Annotated in this window: 19 protein-coding genes; 2 read left to right on the top strand and 17 right to left on the bottom strand. The window is 45.5% G+C overall.

Annotation, left to right across the window (positions count from 1 at the left end):
- Nucleotides 1-17: 17 nt before the first annotated feature.
- Nucleotides 18-491 (bottom strand): MarR family transcriptional regulator, encoded by a 474-nt coding sequence (locus tag ACFORK_RS07715; protein ID WP_379197367.1) that lies wholly within the window; start codon nucleotides 489-491, stop codon nucleotides 18-20.
- Between the two features lie 270 nt (nucleotides 492-761).
- Nucleotides 762-1,814, bottom strand: coding sequence for a 2,3-butanediol dehydrogenase (locus tag ACFORK_RS07710; protein WP_379197365.1), 1,053 nt, complete (start codon nucleotides 1,812-1,814; stop codon nucleotides 762-764).
- 289 nt (nucleotides 1,815-2,103) lie between these two features.
- Between ACFORK_RS07710 and ACFORK_RS07705 the strand changes: the two genes are divergently transcribed.
- Both ACFORK_RS07705 and ACFORK_RS07700 read left to right on the top strand, forming a co-directional pair.
- Nucleotides 2,104-3,129 (top strand): LacI family DNA-binding transcriptional regulator, encoded by a 1,026-nt coding sequence (locus ACFORK_RS07705; RefSeq protein ID WP_379197363.1) that lies wholly within the window; start codon nucleotides 2,104-2,106, stop codon nucleotides 3,127-3,129.
- Between the two features lie 93 nt (nucleotides 3,130-3,222).
- Nucleotides 3,223-3,744: a dihydrofolate reductase family protein gene (locus ACFORK_RS07700; protein WP_379197361.1), complete on the top strand. Its 522-nt coding sequence runs from the start codon at nucleotides 3,223-3,225 to the stop codon at nucleotides 3,742-3,744.
- Nucleotides 3,745-3,841: 97 nt separating this feature from the next.
- On the opposite strand, the gene ACFORK_RS07695 is transcribed toward ACFORK_RS07700, so the two are convergent.
- From ACFORK_RS07695 to ACFORK_RS07625, 15 genes are all read right to left on the bottom strand, one after another.
- Nucleotides 3,842-4,465, bottom strand: a complete 624-nt coding sequence (locus ACFORK_RS07695; protein ID WP_379197359.1) for a C39 family peptidase — start codon at nucleotides 4,463-4,465, stop codon at nucleotides 3,842-3,844.
- 45 nt (nucleotides 4,466-4,510) lie between these two features.
- Nucleotides 4,511-5,413, bottom strand: coding sequence for a metallophosphoesterase (locus tag ACFORK_RS07690; protein ID WP_379197357.1), 903 nt, complete (start codon nucleotides 5,411-5,413; stop codon nucleotides 4,511-4,513).
- A 129-nt stretch (nucleotides 5,414-5,542) separates the two neighbouring features.
- On the bottom strand, nucleotides 5,543-5,737 hold the full coding sequence (locus tag ACFORK_RS07685) for a hypothetical protein (RefSeq protein ID WP_379197355.1): 195 nt from the start codon (nucleotides 5,735-5,737) through the stop codon (nucleotides 5,543-5,545).
- Between the two features lie 480 nt (nucleotides 5,738-6,217).
- Nucleotides 6,218-6,586, bottom strand: a complete 369-nt coding sequence (locus ACFORK_RS07680) for a VOC family protein (protein ID WP_379197353.1) — start codon at nucleotides 6,584-6,586, stop codon at nucleotides 6,218-6,220.
- 16 nt (nucleotides 6,587-6,602) lie between these two features.
- A complete protein-coding gene (locus ACFORK_RS07675) occupies nucleotides 6,603-7,052 on the bottom strand; it encodes a GyrI-like domain-containing protein (RefSeq protein WP_379197351.1) in 450 nt (149 codons plus the stop codon).
- 102 nt (nucleotides 7,053-7,154) lie between these two features.
- Nucleotides 7,155-7,958: an ABC transporter permease gene (locus ACFORK_RS07670; protein ID WP_379197349.1), complete on the bottom strand. Its 804-nt coding sequence runs from the start codon at nucleotides 7,956-7,958 to the stop codon at nucleotides 7,155-7,157.
- 1 nt (nucleotide 7,959) lies between these two features.
- The gene (locus ACFORK_RS07665) at nucleotides 7,960-8,769 is read right to left on the bottom strand and encodes an ABC transporter permease (protein ID WP_379197347.1); all 810 of its coding nucleotides are present in this window, start codon (nucleotides 8,767-8,769) and stop codon (nucleotides 7,960-7,962) included.
- Nucleotides 8,766-9,788, bottom strand: a complete 1,023-nt coding sequence (locus ACFORK_RS07660) for an ABC transporter ATP-binding protein (protein ID WP_379197345.1) — start codon at nucleotides 9,786-9,788, stop codon at nucleotides 8,766-8,768. Before ACFORK_RS07660 ends, ACFORK_RS07665 begins: the two co-directional genes overlap by 4 nt.
- A 199-nt stretch (nucleotides 9,789-9,987) precedes the next feature.
- On the bottom strand, nucleotides 9,988-10,848 hold the full coding sequence (locus ACFORK_RS07655) for a CPBP family glutamic-type intramembrane protease (RefSeq protein WP_379197343.1): 861 nt from the start codon (nucleotides 10,846-10,848) through the stop codon (nucleotides 9,988-9,990).
- Between the two features lie 232 nt (nucleotides 10,849-11,080).
- Entirely contained in the window at nucleotides 11,081-13,357 is a 2,277-nt protein-coding gene (locus ACFORK_RS07650; RefSeq protein ID WP_379197341.1) for a preprotein translocase subunit SecA, read from the bottom strand.
- A 114-nt stretch (nucleotides 13,358-13,471) separates the two neighbouring features.
- A complete protein-coding gene (locus ACFORK_RS07645) occupies nucleotides 13,472-13,549 on the bottom strand; it encodes a VOC family protein (protein WP_379198542.1) in 78 nt (25 codons plus the stop codon).
- A 195-nt stretch (nucleotides 13,550-13,744) separates the two neighbouring features.
- A complete protein-coding gene (locus ACFORK_RS07640; RefSeq protein ID WP_379197339.1) occupies nucleotides 13,745-14,578 on the bottom strand; it encodes a sulfurtransferase in 834 nt (277 codons plus the stop codon).
- Nucleotides 14,571-15,419: a MerR family transcriptional regulator gene (locus ACFORK_RS07635; RefSeq protein WP_379197337.1), complete on the bottom strand. Its 849-nt coding sequence runs from the start codon at nucleotides 15,417-15,419 to the stop codon at nucleotides 14,571-14,573. The genes ACFORK_RS07640 and ACFORK_RS07635 overlap by 8 nt, the downstream gene beginning before the upstream one ends.
- A gap of 29 nt (nucleotides 15,420-15,448) precedes the next feature.
- A complete protein-coding gene (locus ACFORK_RS07630; RefSeq protein ID WP_379197335.1) occupies nucleotides 15,449-16,210 on the bottom strand; it encodes an ABC transporter ATP-binding protein in 762 nt (253 codons plus the stop codon).
- Between the two features lie 11 nt (nucleotides 16,211-16,221).
- Entirely contained in the window at nucleotides 16,222-16,974 is a 753-nt protein-coding gene (locus ACFORK_RS07625; protein WP_379197333.1) for an ABC transporter permease, read from the bottom strand.
- Between the last annotated feature and the right edge of the window lie 178 nt (nucleotides 16,975-17,152).

Genomic DNA, 17,152 nt, shown 5'->3' with positions numbered 1-17,152 from the left:
CCTTTATTATTCAAACTTTATTCCGACTTCATCTCTATACCCTGTTTCTTAATTTCCGCATCCAAATGACTGCTGTACTTTTTCACGAAGCTAAGCATACTATCAAATTGCTCTTCCGTTACCTGCTCAAATACGGCTTCATCCCGCTCCCGGAATTCTTTGTGCAGATCTTCATGGATGTTATAAATTACCCTCCCCTGCTCAGTAAGCCTAAAATAAATTTCTTTCTTGTTATCCGACTTCTGGTAGCTCTCGATAAGACCTTTTTTCAGGAGCTTCTGAGTAATTTTACTTATGGCGCCACGAGTCATATAAAAGGATTCCGCAAGCTTGGTCACGTTGGAATCTGCATTTTTCTCAATGTATTCGATGCAATGTACTTCAGAGGACTTAAGACCCTTAAGACTCTCCTCCATCTTATCTTTGTTAAGCCATACCATCTTGTTATATAAGTCCCTAAAACCCAGCATGAGCTGTTCTTCTTTGTTCATGGCCTGTCCTCCCACCCGTTGTTGCATTATCAATATTATATCACATTAAATTTTTGTTTCTATTTATGTAAAAAGTGAGTCCTGATATCCTACTGATTTAGCGGCCATAGGAATATTCAAAGAGCTATGCTGTATGTGCACATCCAATAAAAAACTTCGGATCAGCCTGACCCGAAGTACGAGCTATCCACGCAAAAACGCCGCCTTTAGTCTCACTAAGGCGGCGTTTTGCTATAGGTTAGTTTTTCATTTTCGGTTCTTAATTACTTGCTAGGGTCTCGGAGAAACCATGATTTTAACCTGGTTCTTCTCTTTCAGCAAGGTCTCAAAACCTTCCTCCACGATATCACCCAGAGAAATGCGCTTCGTAACTAGCTTTTCCGCTGGGAAATAGCCTTGCCCCATCAAACTGATCACCGCCGGGAATACATCCCGGTATCCGATAATGCCCGCAATATTTCTCTCCTGCAGGACAATCTGATTCGGATGAATGGATGCTTCGCGTTCAAAGATACTGACAATCATAATTTGTCCACCGATACCGGTAGATTGAATCGCTTGTGTCAGGACAACCGGAACCCCTGTAACCTCATAAGCCACGTCTACTCCACCGTTAGTCAGCTTGATAATTTCCTGAACAGCATCCTTCTCAGCAGGATTGATGCCTATAGCACCAAGCTCCTCTGCCTTGTTCCGACGTTCTTCCGATAACTCAACAGCATAAATCTCGGAAGCGCCTGATGCTTTAAGTGCCTCTATAACAAGCAGTCCGATAGGTCCTGTACCGAATACGGCTGCACGATCTCCGACTTTGAATTGACTGGAACGAACCGCATACAGCGCAACAGCGGAAGGTTCAACTAATGCGCCCTGTTCATAGGACAGGTTACTTGGAATCTTGTGCACCATATTCACATCAACAGCCACGTACTCAGAGAAGCCGCCACCACCACCGGCCAGACCGAGGAATCCCATTTTTTCACACAGATTGTATTTACCCTGTTTGCAGGCAGCACATTTACCGCACGCAAAGATGGGCTCAACCACTACCCGATCACCGATCTGTAAGGACGATACCCCTTCTCCAACTTCAACAATCTGACCGGAAAATTCGTGACCCATGACGATTGGAGCCTGTTCATTCGTTAATGGATGAGGTGCTCCTTCCGGGATGAAGATCGGCCCTGCCGCATATTCATGCAAATCACTTCCGCAAATGCCGCAGGCTTCCACTTTGATTTTAACTTGACCTTTCTGAACTTCGGGCTCACGAATCGTTTCTACGCGTAAGTCCTTCACACCATGCCATCTGAGCGCTTGCATGTGAGTCATCTCCTATACACTTGATTAATGAATGAGTTAAGTAAAATCCAAAACAAAACCGGAAACGTTTCCGAGTAATATCATGTCACAATTTGTTCAAAGTGTCAAATGTGAATTGGAATAAAAAGCGTAATTTAAGTGTGGGATTTATATTTTTTCTGTATATAATAATCAAAATCCACTTTGTACAAGTCATAATCCTCAGCAATGCCGACTATGCTATAATAAAAATAAGAGATGAAATAAACAACATAGATTCGGAAACGATTCCGGATTGAAAGGAATAAATATGACCGATCCCAAAAAGGTGACGATTGCGGATGTTGCCAAGAAAGCAGGCGTAGGCATTGCTACCGTCTCCCGTGCACTTAACAATCAGGAAGGAATCAGCGCAGCGACGAAGGAGCGAATCCTTGAGGTCATTAAAGAGATGGGGTTTAGTCCGAACACCTCAGCCCAAAGCCTCAAAATTCGTCAGACCTCTCAGATCGCATTGGCTGTTCCGGATATCCGCAACGCGATCATCCCGGATATAGCATGGTCCGTAGAACAAGCTGCCAAACAGCATGGCTATCGGGTGGTGCAGATTAACACCCTTGGTAATGCAAGGCTGGAACTGGAGACGCTACGTGAGATCAAGAAGCTTCATGTAGATGGATTAGTGATTATGCCCCTGGCTTATCCCAAACAGCTGGAGAGCCTAATCAACCATGCCAATCTACCGATCTCCGTGATCAATTATAGTAAAAAACTCAGCGCGGACTTGAAGGCTGATGTCGTCGGTTTATCCCGTCAGGAAGGTCGGCTGGTCATGGAGCATTTGAAGGGAATCGGGAGAACGAGGATTGCCTATGCCGGCGCTCCAAAGGACAAAATAGAAGAGCGTTATTTTGCCTATGAACAGTCTTTGTCGCAGTTAGATGCTTCTCTTGTCTATTTTGGTGAGGATTTTTCATTTGAAACAGGAAGAATGGCAGCGAATTACTTCTACAGCCTTAAGCACATGCCGGATGCGATTTATGCTGTCAATGACATGATTGCCATCGGAATTGTTAATCGGTTCAAAGAGCTGGGTGTTCGCGTACCTGAGGATGTGGCCATTGCCGGCATCGATAATAACCTGTGGGCGACCGTGACCACACCGCAAATCACATCCGTTTCCATTATGGGGAGTGAAGTCGGTCGGCTCGCAGCAGAGCTGCTGCTCAAGCGAATTCAATCAACAAGCGTGACAGATTATGAGCGAGTTGAATTTGAACCACGACTCATTGTTAGGGAGTCCAGCGTAACAGCGAATTACTATACTTCCAAGTAATCTCCCTTCACTCTTTTTTAATATGACAGAAGATGACGTATTTCACTGCTATGATGAAGATGAATCTAATGTCTGAAGGGAGAAATAAAATTTATGACACGACCAGTTGTACTATACATCGCAGCCTCACTGGACGGTTACATTGCGAAAGAGGATGGCGGAGTGGATTGGCTTAATGACGTCGAGGGAGAAGGCGACAATGGCTACAGTGAATTTTATCAAACCATTGATACCGTCCTGATTGGTAAAAAAACTTATGATCAAACCTTTGAGTTAGCGGACGAATTCCCCTATCCGGATAAACAGTGTTACGTATTCTCCCGTTCCGAGCAACCGCCAAGCCCGCATGTCACCTTCGTTCATGAAGATGTGGCTGGCTTCGTGCACAAGCTAAAAGAACAGGATGGTGCCAAGATTTGGATCGTTGGCGGAGCTGATATACTCGATGTGCTTATGAAAGAAAAGCTCGTGGATGAATTCATAGTCACAATCACTCCAATTGTACTCGGCAATGGCATTCCACTGTTCAAAGGTGACAACCCGGAAATAAAACTCACGCTTAAAGAAGCGAAGCCATCAGGGCAATTCGTTGAGCTTCATTATGTTGTAAAATAGCGGATGCGAAAAAACCGCCTCTCCCTTATTCGGGTTAGGCGGTTCTTGCTGCTTAATCACATATCCGTGACTTACTATCTCTACCAACTGAAATATCTTATTGTTCATTTATCCAAAATGACATAAAGGCACCAGAAAACGATCTTTTAAAATCTTCAATGGGTATAAAATGATTTTCCCAATTTAGCTCTGTACTAGATGATGGATGATTTACTATAAAACCTTGCAACTCTCCATTTTCTCTCACCGCTCCGATCACAACGATCAAATGCCCGCCCGCTTGGATGATCTCGCCGTTACTGTCCATTTTGCCGCCATGAAAACCGGCAGTTACGGATGTAATACACGGTCTATTCTTTTCTATTTCAAAAAACACATCATTTACATTACTTTGTCTAAAAGTCTGACCTGATACATTATATTTTTTTGCAAGCTCAACTAACCCTTTATGTATCCATCCTCGCTCACAATGGGCTCCGATTTCTAATCCCCTATATACGAATTCGCCATAGGTCTCACTTAGTTTATTGCCGCGATAGCTCTGGAATCCGTCGATAATCATTTTGATAGATGCAATCCCGCAACCACGTACTTGCCAGTGCTCAGCATCCTGTTTATTCTTAAATCCCTGCAAACTACTATCATTAAAATCAACTAGCTGCGTGTAAAAAGGAATAGGATATGAAACTGTTAATATCTCTTTTCGCTCATTTGCTTTCAATAGATAAACCCTCCAAAATATCTGAAATTTAATAAGTGCTCCAGCCTACTCAGTACGCAGTTTCACTACTGAGATCTCCGGGCGATTGTTAACCCGCCAGCTAAATTCGGCACTGCCCAGACCACGGTTTACGAGCATTTGCGTCTGATTGTCATCGCCGATTTTAAACATACCAGCATCGTATTTTGGAAAAAAGTCACGTTCTGGCGACAACAGACCACCTACGAATGGAATACGTATAATACCGCCATGGACATGGCCTGTAAGCACAAGGTCGGCACCCCAATCTGCGTAGACGTCAGCATACATCGGATTATGGGTAATAAGGATTTGAAACAGGCTTTTGCTGACAGGTCCCACACTCTCTTCGATGCGATCCGCTCCGTATGGTTTTTCTCCTACATAAGTGGCAGTATCATAGCGCTTATACAACCGCATAGGTAAGATCAGCCCTGCAAGCTGAATGCTGCTATCCCCCCGCTTGATCTCTACATCTGCATCATCTACAATATTTACTCCGAGGGAACGAAGCTCGTCCAAATAATTTTGGTACCAAGAGAGACCAATATTGTGCGCCTTGCTGGCAGCGATTTGTTCATGGTTGCCGGAGACATAATAGATTGGTACATCCCGAATCTGACGCACAAATTGGAGAAAAGCCTCCCCTTGCCTGTCGGTACCATTAATCATATCTCCAGTAGTAATAATTGCATCGGGCGCAAGGCTAGTCACTTCTTTAGAGAGCACTGACTGATTTTCCCCAAACATTTTACTGTGCAAATCAGACAGCTGGATAATACGGAATCCTTCGAATTCGGCTGGAATTTTCTCAGAAGTGACAGTGTATGTTGTTGTTTGTATCCAGTTATTTTGACCGTAAAGATAAGCCGAACCTAAGGATAACAACAAGAGCAGCGCCAACACTCCACGCTTGGCCCACCGTTTCATTAACTAACCTCCCCATGCAAAAGAACTCTATCGGCTCCCCTCTATGGACAGAACAAGAGTTACCAGACTGAACATTACTATATCGTATTACAAATGTAACATTATGTAAATCTATGTCACCCACCGCTACTATTTATGAATGATAGACACTTGGCTGTGAAAATAATCGAACAACTCAAATAACGCCACACCTATAGGGGTGGCGCCAGACTGCTGAGGAAATAGTTTAGAAAATAGTTGAGAAAGTAGTTGTTGTGCGAAATCCATACTTAACCCCTTGATTAATGAACCTATCTCGAAATCAGTACTTGCTTCTTGTTCCATCTGGCAACGGTCCCCAGCTACGTGCTTCATAACAACTAACAAGCCTCGTGAGGCGTTATTTCCTAACAACTTAACGGACTTCAGAGACGCTATTCCCTAACACCTGACCGTTCCAGAAAATAACGGACTCCAGAGGCGTTATAAGCAGAAATCCTATGTAAAATCCACGGTTTGGGAGGAAATAGCGGCACCTGAGTCCGTTACAGGTTCCAGAAGCGACTTGATGTGCAAATAACGACGATAGGGTCCGTTAGCCCCCATACATAAGTTTCAACCTTCTGAAACAGTGATTTTGGTAAGCGCTGATGATGAAGTCGAGCCTGATTTATAAGGCTATCATCAGCAATCGTAGAAAATGGTGTTTGTCGACAGTCTAAGCACCACTCCTCTGAAGGAGTGGCGCTTTGTTGATTTTGTGTATGCAGTGAATCACTTTTGTGTATGAAGTGTCTTGCAAACACCATCCGCCTTAATAATCTATTAATTATACTGTATGGCACCCCATAGATTGCCTTCTGGATCGTAAAATTTGAGGACCCAGAATAATCCATCGTTTTGATATAGCTGAATGCGAGTGTTGAGTTCTACCAAGTTATCATGCAGCTCATGAATCCTCGTTGTTCGATATAACAACACTGGGAAATCCGTTCCGTCCACTGTATAGTGCGCAAATGTTGAATCGTCCTGCGTTTGCCACAGCATTAAGAGAGGCCCTTCGGGCAAGGTAAGAAACGCAATGCGGTCCCCGTCCCGGCTGCTCAATTGAAATCCTAACTGCTCAGTGTACCATGAGATGGCCCGCTCCAACTGGTGAACTGGAATCTGAACATGCTCTAATGACGTTAACATGTTGCATTCTCCTCTCTTAACTGAATATAGGCACAAAAATACTAGCGTTATTAAAGTGTTGTTCTTCTCCAAATTTGAATACTTCAAGTGCAAGCGACCTTGGATTATTATGCAGACTATTTTCTTCCAAGAAAGATTTGATTAGCGCATACGGATCTTGATCTAATGATCTTACCTTGGCATACCGTTGACTGGGCACACTGAATCCGATCATGCCTCTGGGAACCTTCTCAATTCTCGTTACTTCCATACAGTAGATGTATGTAAAGAGTACATCGCTGGCAAAATGCGGACATACATATTCGTGCTCATTTATAACCCCTATAATCTCGCTCTTTCTATCGAGAAATACTTGATTGGCTTCTTTCATGCTATTGTCATCAAACCTTTGAAAAACATTGGTCACCGCTACTCCAACAAAATGCTTCTCTTCAAGCGTTACAATCTCTACTTGATTGTTCTGCATGAACCTCACTCCTCGTACTTATAATAGTCTGCCTAGATCCATGTGAGCTATGTGCAACTTGTTGGTGGACTCATTGCAGATCGGTCGCCGATATTTTAACGCTTAACTCCCCGTACCCTGATATTGGTTCAGTCCCGCATTCCATACCCGATAAGCGATGAAGAATAGGAGAAGACCGATAAGCGGAGTCATATAAGGCAGCCATGATGCGAACAGCACCCCTTCTTGCTTATCCAGAATGACATATGATGGATAGAAATTGACAAAACCGTAAGGGATGACGAACGTCAGGACGATCCGCAATATTTTACTATAGATTGAAATCGGATAATCGGCGAAGCCGCGGATGCCAAAAATCACAATATTCTTCACCGACCTTGCGCGAACAAGCCAGAAGCACATGGAACCGGTGATGATAATAAAAGAAGCTTGAACCAGCACCGCTCCCAGCAGCACAACAACAAAGCTGATATAATCGCTCCACGCAAGATGTAAATCCAGCTGGCTGAAGCAAACGCCCAGCATAATCACCGCGATGGCAATGTCGCCAAGAAAGAAATGACCAAAGCTGCGAATGATCATATGAATAAAAGGATTGATCGGTTTGACGAGCAGGCTATCGAAAGAGCCTTTATGCACATCCTCTTCAACATCATTCATTTGAAAAAAGAAAAAGATAGCTGCCACCGCATAGGTGAGCATATTGAGGGTATACAGCAGCATGACCTCATACATATTCCAGCCATTGATACTCTGAAACCGGCTCATCAGTGCCCAAATCACGGTATAGCTAACCACATGCGTAAGGGCAAATCCGATAAAGTCCATATAAAATCCGAAGCCGTGCTCTGTTTTGCTTTTGAAGTAAATAGGGATAAAACGCGCGTAGAGTTTAAGGTATCTCATCTTAGCCTCCCTGGACGACAAGCTTGTGAACGGCTCGCGACCACATCCATTTTTGCAGCAATAAAAAACCGGCCATCCACGCTAATTGCTGGAGAACGATGGCAAGCAGATCGTACCAGCCTGTTACTTTCCCCAAGTAAACGGAGATTGGTTCATAATAGATAAGACGAAACGGCAGGACGTAGGAGATCTGTATCAGCGAATCGGAGAAAAACCAAATGGGAATAAATGCGCCCGAAAATAGCCGGACCAGTCCATTCAACACCGTATTTACTTGCCAGACGAGAATGTACCAGAAGGCGATCAGACCGATCGTATACGTAATCAGGAAATTAAGAATTAAGCCATTGAAGACAAGAATAAGAAAGATGAGGCCGTTAGCCAGCGAGGGGAGCTGTACGTGGAAGAAGGACATGCTGACGAGTACTAACGGAATTAATTCGAATAATATACGGTACATGTTCGCGCCTAAAGTCTGACAGAAAATGACGGAGCGAAAGCTCATCGGCTTTATGAGATCCATGGCGATTTCTCCTGAGGATACTTTGGAGCTTACGCTGAAAATCACGTCATTCGTAGCGAACACCGAGATTACCGAGCTGATCACAACATATGTAATCATTTCCTGTAAACTAACCGTACCGGCTTGTGAGCTTAAAAGATTATTATCTTCAAACAAAGCGTACCAAATATAGATCTGCACGAGGACCTTGAATAGCTGACCGAACAGATAGAGCAAAACCTCAGCACGAAAAGCAAGCAGTGATCGGAAGGCGTTCAGCGTCATTTCCCGATAAAGCGCGATTCTCATACGCTCACTTCCTGCCGCTTGTGCTCTTCCTGACTAAAGCCGGAGTACAAATTCCGGATAATTTCTTCGATCTCTGTCTCCTTGACCTTGAAATCACGAACGGAATAGTGATCCATAATCCACTTGATAACCGCAGACGAGTTGATTTTATTCTTATCGTAGAGTAGCTGGGTTCTGGCTTCTTCTGTCCGATTGAACGAAATCCCCATTCGTAAGAGCGCATCATCCATGACAAAATCCTCTTCTGTATCCAGCTCCATGCTCTCCATATTGCCGTAATCGTTCTTGAGCGTATGCAGATTGCCGTCATACATCAGTCGACCGTGATCGACGACCATCACGCGACTGCACAGCTTCTCAATGTCGGCCATGTCATGGGTCGTCAAGATGACTGTGGTACCTCGCTCTCGATTAATTTGGCGGATGAACTCGCGAATGCGTTCTTTTACAACAACATCGAGTCCGATCGTGGGTTCGTCGAGATAAACAATCTGCGGATCATGCAGCAGCGCCGCACACAGATCTGCACGCATCCGCTGGCCGAGACTTAACGAGCGTACGGCAACATTTTTAAATTCATCCAGTCCTAAAATATCACTGAACAGCGCCATATTCTGCAGAAAACGATCCTCAGGAATTTCATACATATACTTCGTCAGCCGGAGTGATTCGATCACCGGGGTATCCCACCATAGCTGGCTTTTCTGGCCGAATACGGCACCAATTCTCCGAGCATTTTCGATGCGGTTCTGAAATGGCACGAGTCCATTCACACGTACATCACCGCTGGTCGGGACGAGGATGCCTACCATCATTTTGATCGTTGTCGATTTCCCAGCTCCGTTAGGCCCGATATAACCGACAATCTCACCCTGATCGATCGTAAACGAAATGTCCTCCACCGCAACCTTCTGTTCATATTCCCGGTACACAAGGCTTTTCATCAATGGCCAGAATCCGTCCTTGCGCTTCTGTCTTTTGAATTCTTTACGCAGATGCTCGACTTGAATCAGTGGCATGGCCGACCCTCCTTCATACAGTCTTTTCCCATCATAAAAGGTAGAAAAAGAAATGTATAGAGGGTAATGTAATCTTTTCCAGTGTGGTATTACTCAAATTGATAACCTGATATAAGTTCAGATATGGTTGGATATAAAAATACATCGCCCCAGGTAAGTAACCTTAGTGGCGATGTACTCAAATCATAATGACTGTTGCTTATAATTGGTGCACACGAATCGGTCTTCTCGACATCATCCAGGCTGCTAACAGTAAGAATAACGCAACTAGGATTCCAGACTCTCCTGTCCATAACATCGCATTTGTACCACCAGTGTATGCATCAAAGGCATCCTGAATGATTGCATTCCATGAAGCATGTAAAAGAACTGCAGGCCATAGGCTTCCGCTTGTTAAGCGTAGACGTCCAAGAATATAAGCAAATGAGCTCACAGAGACCATAAAGAGAAGGATCGAAACTGCAAGGTTAGAACCTGAATTATAATTACCAAGTATAATAATTGGAAGATGCCATACACCCCAGATGATTCCGCCGACCAGCAAAGGACGTGGAATCCGGGCATCGACGAGTCGTGTAGTCATATACCCTCTCCAGCCAAGCTCTTCTCCCGAACTAGTAATTAAACCAATTAGTGTTCCAACGGTCATTTGCATTAGCACTGCAACTAGAAATGCAACTTCTGGTGAACCTTTAGTACCGTCTGGTGCAACAAACTGAACAAGTCCTGTTGTCCAAGCGATACCGTAACCTAAGAAACCAATAATTACAGGAAACAATAACACCATAGGCAACGTCTTTAAAAGCTTCTTGAATCCAATTTTAAGAGAAATATCTGCTATTCCTTCACGAAGCACTAAACGGGCAATAATAGATGCAAGCCCTGGTGCCCACATTAATAGTAAAACAAAAAGCTCTGATTGTAGTGCCAATACATATCCGAGGATGGACAGCGGGATCAATCCTGCAAAGAATACGAGGAGCCCCCGTCTCGCACGACGAATGCGTTCCTGTTCTCCTATTGCCCCTGTGGCTGGAGGATTGGTGAAGTCAGTTCTCATGGTTGTAGTCCCTTCATTGATTAGTATGTATTAATAACATTTAGAAGTATATCAATGAAGAGGCCTTTATCAGAATAAACTCAAGCCTAGTCTTTTTCCCAGACTTAAGCCTAGTAGCTATAAGACTTAAGTACAGGCATTTATAGGCAACTAAACTGCCTTTGGAGCAATAGTTCAGAGCAGCTGTTATTTCGCGCAGTAGAACACGGTTATCCTTGAACAGTACGCTGCATCAATATTTTGATAGCCTGAATATCGGCCTCGCAATCGTGCGAAGCCAATAAGAAAATACGGTCGTTCCGGTCCATGAGCTGCGCTTATTCTGGATATATTGATCATTGATAATATAAGTCCGAGTGGAAGTAGGGCTCTTCAGACCGAACTGTTCCCACAGCGCCGGATCATTCGAACCTCCGAGCCTTACAAGCATATTCGCCGACGCACTGTTGATTTTATCCGGAATTTCCTCGTATGCTTGGGTGATTTGCGTATGAAATTCGTCGATCGGATTGCGGCTGGCAAGGCTCTCCAAGTGAATGCCTTCGCGAAGATAAGAAACGTAAGCCAGATGGTCGGCCCAGAACTCGTCGATATAAAAAAGCCGTACCCGCTGCTCCGAAGGGCTCATCGGCTTCTCGCGTTTCAAAATTTCGAGCCGCTCCTCATATAGAATTCGCCTCTGATCCTCCACCATATCCGAATAACAGTTCAGTTCCTGATGGATATCGAAGTTTTGGCCCATAATAACGCGCTGAATATGCGCGATTTTGCTGCGGAGCACCGGCTCTTCGAGAGCCTCCTCCTGCCTAGGAGCGCGAATCGATTTATGGATACCGAACCGAAGCAGCATCTCGTCCTCCAAGCTTACGAAAAATATGGAAGACCCCGGGTCGCCTTGGCGGCCAGCACGACCGCGAAGCTGGTCGTCGATCCGCACGCTTTCGTTTACATGTGTACCCATTACGTACAACCCACCCAACTTGGCGACAACTTCTGCTTGCGCGGGGTTGCCGCCGCCGAGCCGAATGTCGACGCCGCGTCCCGCCATATTCGTAGACACCGTCACGGCGCCGATTTCTCCCGCTTTGGCGATGATCTCGGCTTCTTCTACGTCGTTTTTCGCATTCAAAACATGGCAAGGTACGTCGGCAACCGCTAGCGCCTCCGCAAGCATGTCAGACTCCTCGACGCTTGACGTACCAATGAGAATTGGACGTCCCGTCGTATGGACGGACGAGATTTCTTGTACAAGCGCCTTAAGTTTGGCTTCTTTATGGGTATAAATTCGGTGCGGATGGTCGATCCGTATGTTTGGCCGGTTCGGGGGGATTTGCACGACCTGCAGCACATAGATAGCTTCGAATTCCATTGCGGAAGCATGCGCTGTAGCCGTCATTCCGCAAATCCTCGGATACAGGCTAATGAAGTGTTGCAGGGTGATCGTCCCGAGAATTTTCCCACCGGCTTTCCACTGCAGCGCTTCTTTAGCCGCAAGCGCGGCTTGCAGACCGTCCGGCAAATACCTGTTCTCGGCCACGCGGCCGGTATATTCTTCGATCAGCTCGATTTTACCGTCCCGGACGATATAATCGACGTCTTTTTTTAATAACGATTCCACATGCAGCGCACAATTTAATGATGTTAACAAATGAGTATTATGGATATCGTACAAACTACCGCATCCCAGCAGCGATTCCGCTTTCGCAGCACCTGCTTCATTCAAGTAAACGTTCCGCTGGAACTCGTCGAAGTCATAATGCTCCACTGGCTGTAGCTGCCGAGCCACTTCTGCAAAAAGAATACCGTCGCTCTTGGAAGAACCCAACTCGCCGCTGATGACTAGCGGCACCCGTGCTTCGTCGAGAAGGAGTGAATCGGCTTCGTCGACGATGACGTAGTGGAAAGGGCGATGCACGGTATCTGCTTCGGTTAGTGCGATCGTGTCGCGCAAATAATCGAAGCCCGCTTCTTTAGCCGTAACATAAGTTATATCCTTGGCGTACGCTTCCCGTTTCTCGAACAGGCTCATGCCCGCTTGAACCGAGTTTACCGTTAACCCGAGGAAACGATAGATCGGGCCCATCCACTCCGCATCTCGATTTGCCAAATAATCGTTAAAAGTCAGCACATGAACGCCTTTGCCAGTCAGCGCATTTAGATAAGCAGGCATAACAGCAGAGAGCGTTTTTCCCTCACCGGTATGCTGCTCGATCAAAAATCTCTCGTGGAGAGCGATAGCAGCCATGATCTGGACGTCGTAAGGCTGTAATCCGAGCTTTCTCTTCGCTGTCTCGCAGACTAATGCATACGCATCGACAAGCAGCTCATCCAAAGGAGTGCCCGATTTTGCTTCTTGTTGCAGTCGGAGGGATTCCGCTTGCAGCTGCCCATCATCCCATGCTACCAAATTTCGTTTCCTGATGAGCTCCGTTTTGTCCTGATAGGCTTTCAGCTTATTCTGGTTATCGTGGTCTTTGAATTTTTGCATCAACTTGACGGCGATATTCATAGGAATTTGATCTCCCCTCGCTAGAAAAATGCTTAGTGCCCAACAATAATTGCGCTGATCTGTCGGAGTCTCTGTCATTTTGTTCAATCTACCAAAAAATTCTATTAAATGCAATTAGGGAAAAGAGTGCTCCTCTTCCCAAATAACCTGAAAACCCAATGCATTCTTGTACCACTCAACCGATCTTCTAATTGTACTTCCATATCATGTAATTATTATATATGAACCTATCTGTTGCCGCCAAACTGGGGGATACCGGGAACAACCGAGGAAAGCCAAGCGAATCGCTTCCAAAGTTGAACGAAAAGCACAAAAAGGGATGTGACAGCCTGCCTGCTGGCAACCTGTCGCATCCCTCCAACCCGCGTCCGCCGCGGCTCTCAGCACTTACTCTTCTCCAGTAGCCACCGGGTTCTCGTCATAGCTAACCCAATCGCTCCAGCTTCCCACATACAGCTTCACATTGTTATATCCTGCTTCCGTTAAGGCCAGCACGTTGGGACAAGCCGTGACTCCAGCGCCACAGTACACGATAATTTCCCGATCGACCGGAATGGCCTTAAAGCGTTCCCGCTGCTGAATGCCATCAAGGAATACGCCGCTGGGAGAACCATCTTCCCAGTAATGATTAATAGCACCAGGAATATGACCTGCCTTCTGATATTTCGATGTATCCTCACCCGTATAGCGATCATGTATCCGTGAATCGATTAATACTTTATTTTCCTGACCGATACCAGCTTTAACCTCAGTGATCGTAGCCTGTAGACTGTCGTTAATCCGGGGGGAGAATGTTGTATGCACAGGCTGCGAAGGCTCATCCGTTACTGGATAACCTGCTTGACTCCAGCCGGAAAAACCATCTGACAGCAGCTTCACATTTTCATGGCCGGCATGCTTCAGCATCCACCACAGCCGTGACGCAATACTGCCTCCCTGATCGTCATACACAATGACTTCCTTCCCCTCATCAATCCCGGCTTGTCCCAGCTTCTCCGCGAACACAGCAGGATCGGGTAATGGGTGACCGCCTCCATGAATCTCTTTTGGGCCCGAGAGATCGGTATTCAGGTCAAAAAAAACAGCACCGGGAATATGACCCTGCAAATAAGCCGCGTTGCCCGCTAATGGTTCGCCTAATATAAAACGAACGTCCGCAAATACTGTGTTAGGATCATTCAGCCGCAATACAGCTTCTGTTGAATGAATCAAATTAGACATAATCAGTTCCTCCAATAGGCAAAATCAGTTCGGTTACATAGTTATCGCTGACCGCGGTGCTCCATGGATCGATAATGTATCTTTCGTAGGAAGCCCCCTGTAGCGGAATGTCTTGCTCTTCAGCCCAATGCTGTACCTTTTGGTACGTCTCAGAGAGGGTACTATAATCTCCTTTGTGAACTACACTTAAGGCCTGAAACCCTCCCACCTCTGTAGTCAGCTCAGCATTTGCTTCATCCTCAATCACTGCCGTGTAGCAATCTACGGATGTGAAGGTATGATTGATGCGCTGGCCAAAATCTTCGAAGAACAGCATAAACGGACCATATGCAAATACATTATGCCGGTTGCAGAGCGCGACGAGCACGTTGCTATAAAGTACTTCGATATTAGCGGCTTGAGGGTCCTGAATCTCATAACGGAACTTCATCGTACGGTATTGTGGAAAAGGTGCAATCTCGATATCCTTCTCCTTCCGTGGTTTCGCCAGCAACGTCTCCCCTTGCTTCAGCAGCCGCTGCCATTCCTGAATGGCAAAATGTTTCTTCTGCAGCTCCGCCATCTGCTGCTCAACGATCAACAGTTCTTTATTCATATAGTCTTCCAGCACTTCAAAGTTAGAACGCTCCAGCATCTGACGAATATCATCAAGCTTAAAGCCTAGTTGTTTGTAATATTTAATCAGCGGAATCTTTCGCATACTTTCCACAGAATAATACCGATAGTTGCTTTCAGGAGCGATGCGGTCAGGTGTCAGCAAGCCGATGTCGTCATAATAACGAAGTGTCCGAATCGGAACATTGCATGTCTTTGCCACTTCTCCAATGGTGTACCATTCCAATTCGTCTCCCCCTTTTCAGTGCCTTGCTATTACAAAAGACCTTTAATGGTTTCCTTCAATACTAATAACTCAGGATTTACGAGCCGCTCTCTCTTATTCTTCTGGTCAAAACCAACGGTAAGCTCTTCCTTCACTACTCCTGGTCTCGAAGACAGCACATAGATCCGGTCAGACAGAAAGATTGCTTCTTCGATGTCATGGGTAATGAATAGGATGGTCACGTCAAAAGCTTCTTGGACCTCCAGCAACCAGGCTTGCATGCTGCCTTTCGTAATGGAATCCAGCGCACCAAAGGGCTCATCCAGCAGCATAATCTCTCCAGAGGCCAGGAACGTACGAAGAAAGCTGGCGCGCTGCTTCATACCCCCGGACAGCTCACTAGGATAGCGCTGCTCATAGCCTTTTAACCCGATCCGGTCCATCAATGATACCGCCTTTGATCGTGAAGCTTCCTTGTTAGAACCTTTCAAATCCAGCGGCAAAACAATATTGTCCAGAACCGTCTTCCACGGCAAAAGCAGATCCTTCTGCTGCATATAGCCGATCTCCCCATGAACGTCCAACGTGCCCCTATCTGCCGGCAATAGGCCGGTAATGATGTTAAACAGGGTGCTTTTTCCAGAACCGCTCGGACCCAGGATGGATACGAATTCACCTTTTCGGATATGCAGAGAAACATCTTTCAAGATCTCCGCAGAACCATACGATTTGCTGATACCATCAAGTGTAATCAAGGCGTTGTTCTCGCCGGAACTAGGGACAGTCTTCTCCAACAGTGCTTTATCTTGCATCGTAACCTCCACTATTTCCAATGAGTCGTTTTTTTGGATATATAATTGATAAGGTAAATAAAGCCTACACTGATGATCACGATGACCAAAATCGAGGCAAACACTTTATCCAGCGCATAAGCATTCTTGGTCCGAACCATATATACCCCGATTCCCTTGGTTCCGCCTTGCCATTCCCCGATAATCGCCGCCATAATCATATACGTTGCCGCAATTTTGAGTCCGGAGAAAAAATTCACCATGGCATACGGCAGCTTCAAATGGATGAATGTTTGCAGCTTGGATGCTTTATAGGAGTGGAAAAGCTTCAAGTAGTCTTTGTCCACCTTCTCAAACCCGTCCACCAGACTAATACATATCGGGAAAAAGCAGACCATCACAATAATGAGGATTTTCGGCAAAATGCCAAAACCAAACCAGACGATTAGTAGCGGTGTAAGCGCAATGGTCGGAATGGTCTGTGAGACGATCAAGATAGGATATAGCGACTTCTTGATAACGACAAAGCTGTCCATCAATATACCGAGAACGAAAGCTAATGCAATCGATAATGCAAAGCCGAGGACAGATTCATACAACGTCGTGCCGACATGACCCGCAATGGTGCCGAAGTCACTAATCAAAGCACTGATCGTAGCCACCGGCGAAGGCAAAATATAAAGTGGTACGTGGTTCAACGTCACGATTAGCTGCCACACAATGACGGCAATGAGAAGTGTAGCTATCGGATAGATCCGTTCATCTATCTTTTTAAGTTTGTCCATGGTAGTCACGCCTTTGCAATTGTCTCCCGCGATTAATAAAGAGACCATATCCCGGGATCATGGGAAGTATGGTCCTTCATCGCTTTTTTATATTTCATATAAATCCTATGGGTTTATTATAAATTAACAACCTCATAACAATCTGTCAATGTTAATCTTTAACTGTATAAGACGAACT

Source organism: Paenibacillus sp. GCM10012306 (assembly GCF_042649265.1).
Classification (GTDB): Bacteria; Bacillota; Bacilli; order Paenibacillales; family Paenibacillaceae; genus Paenibacillus_AQ.
Note: the sequence above shows the minus strand (reverse complement) of the source record. Positions and strands in the feature narration are given on the sequence as shown.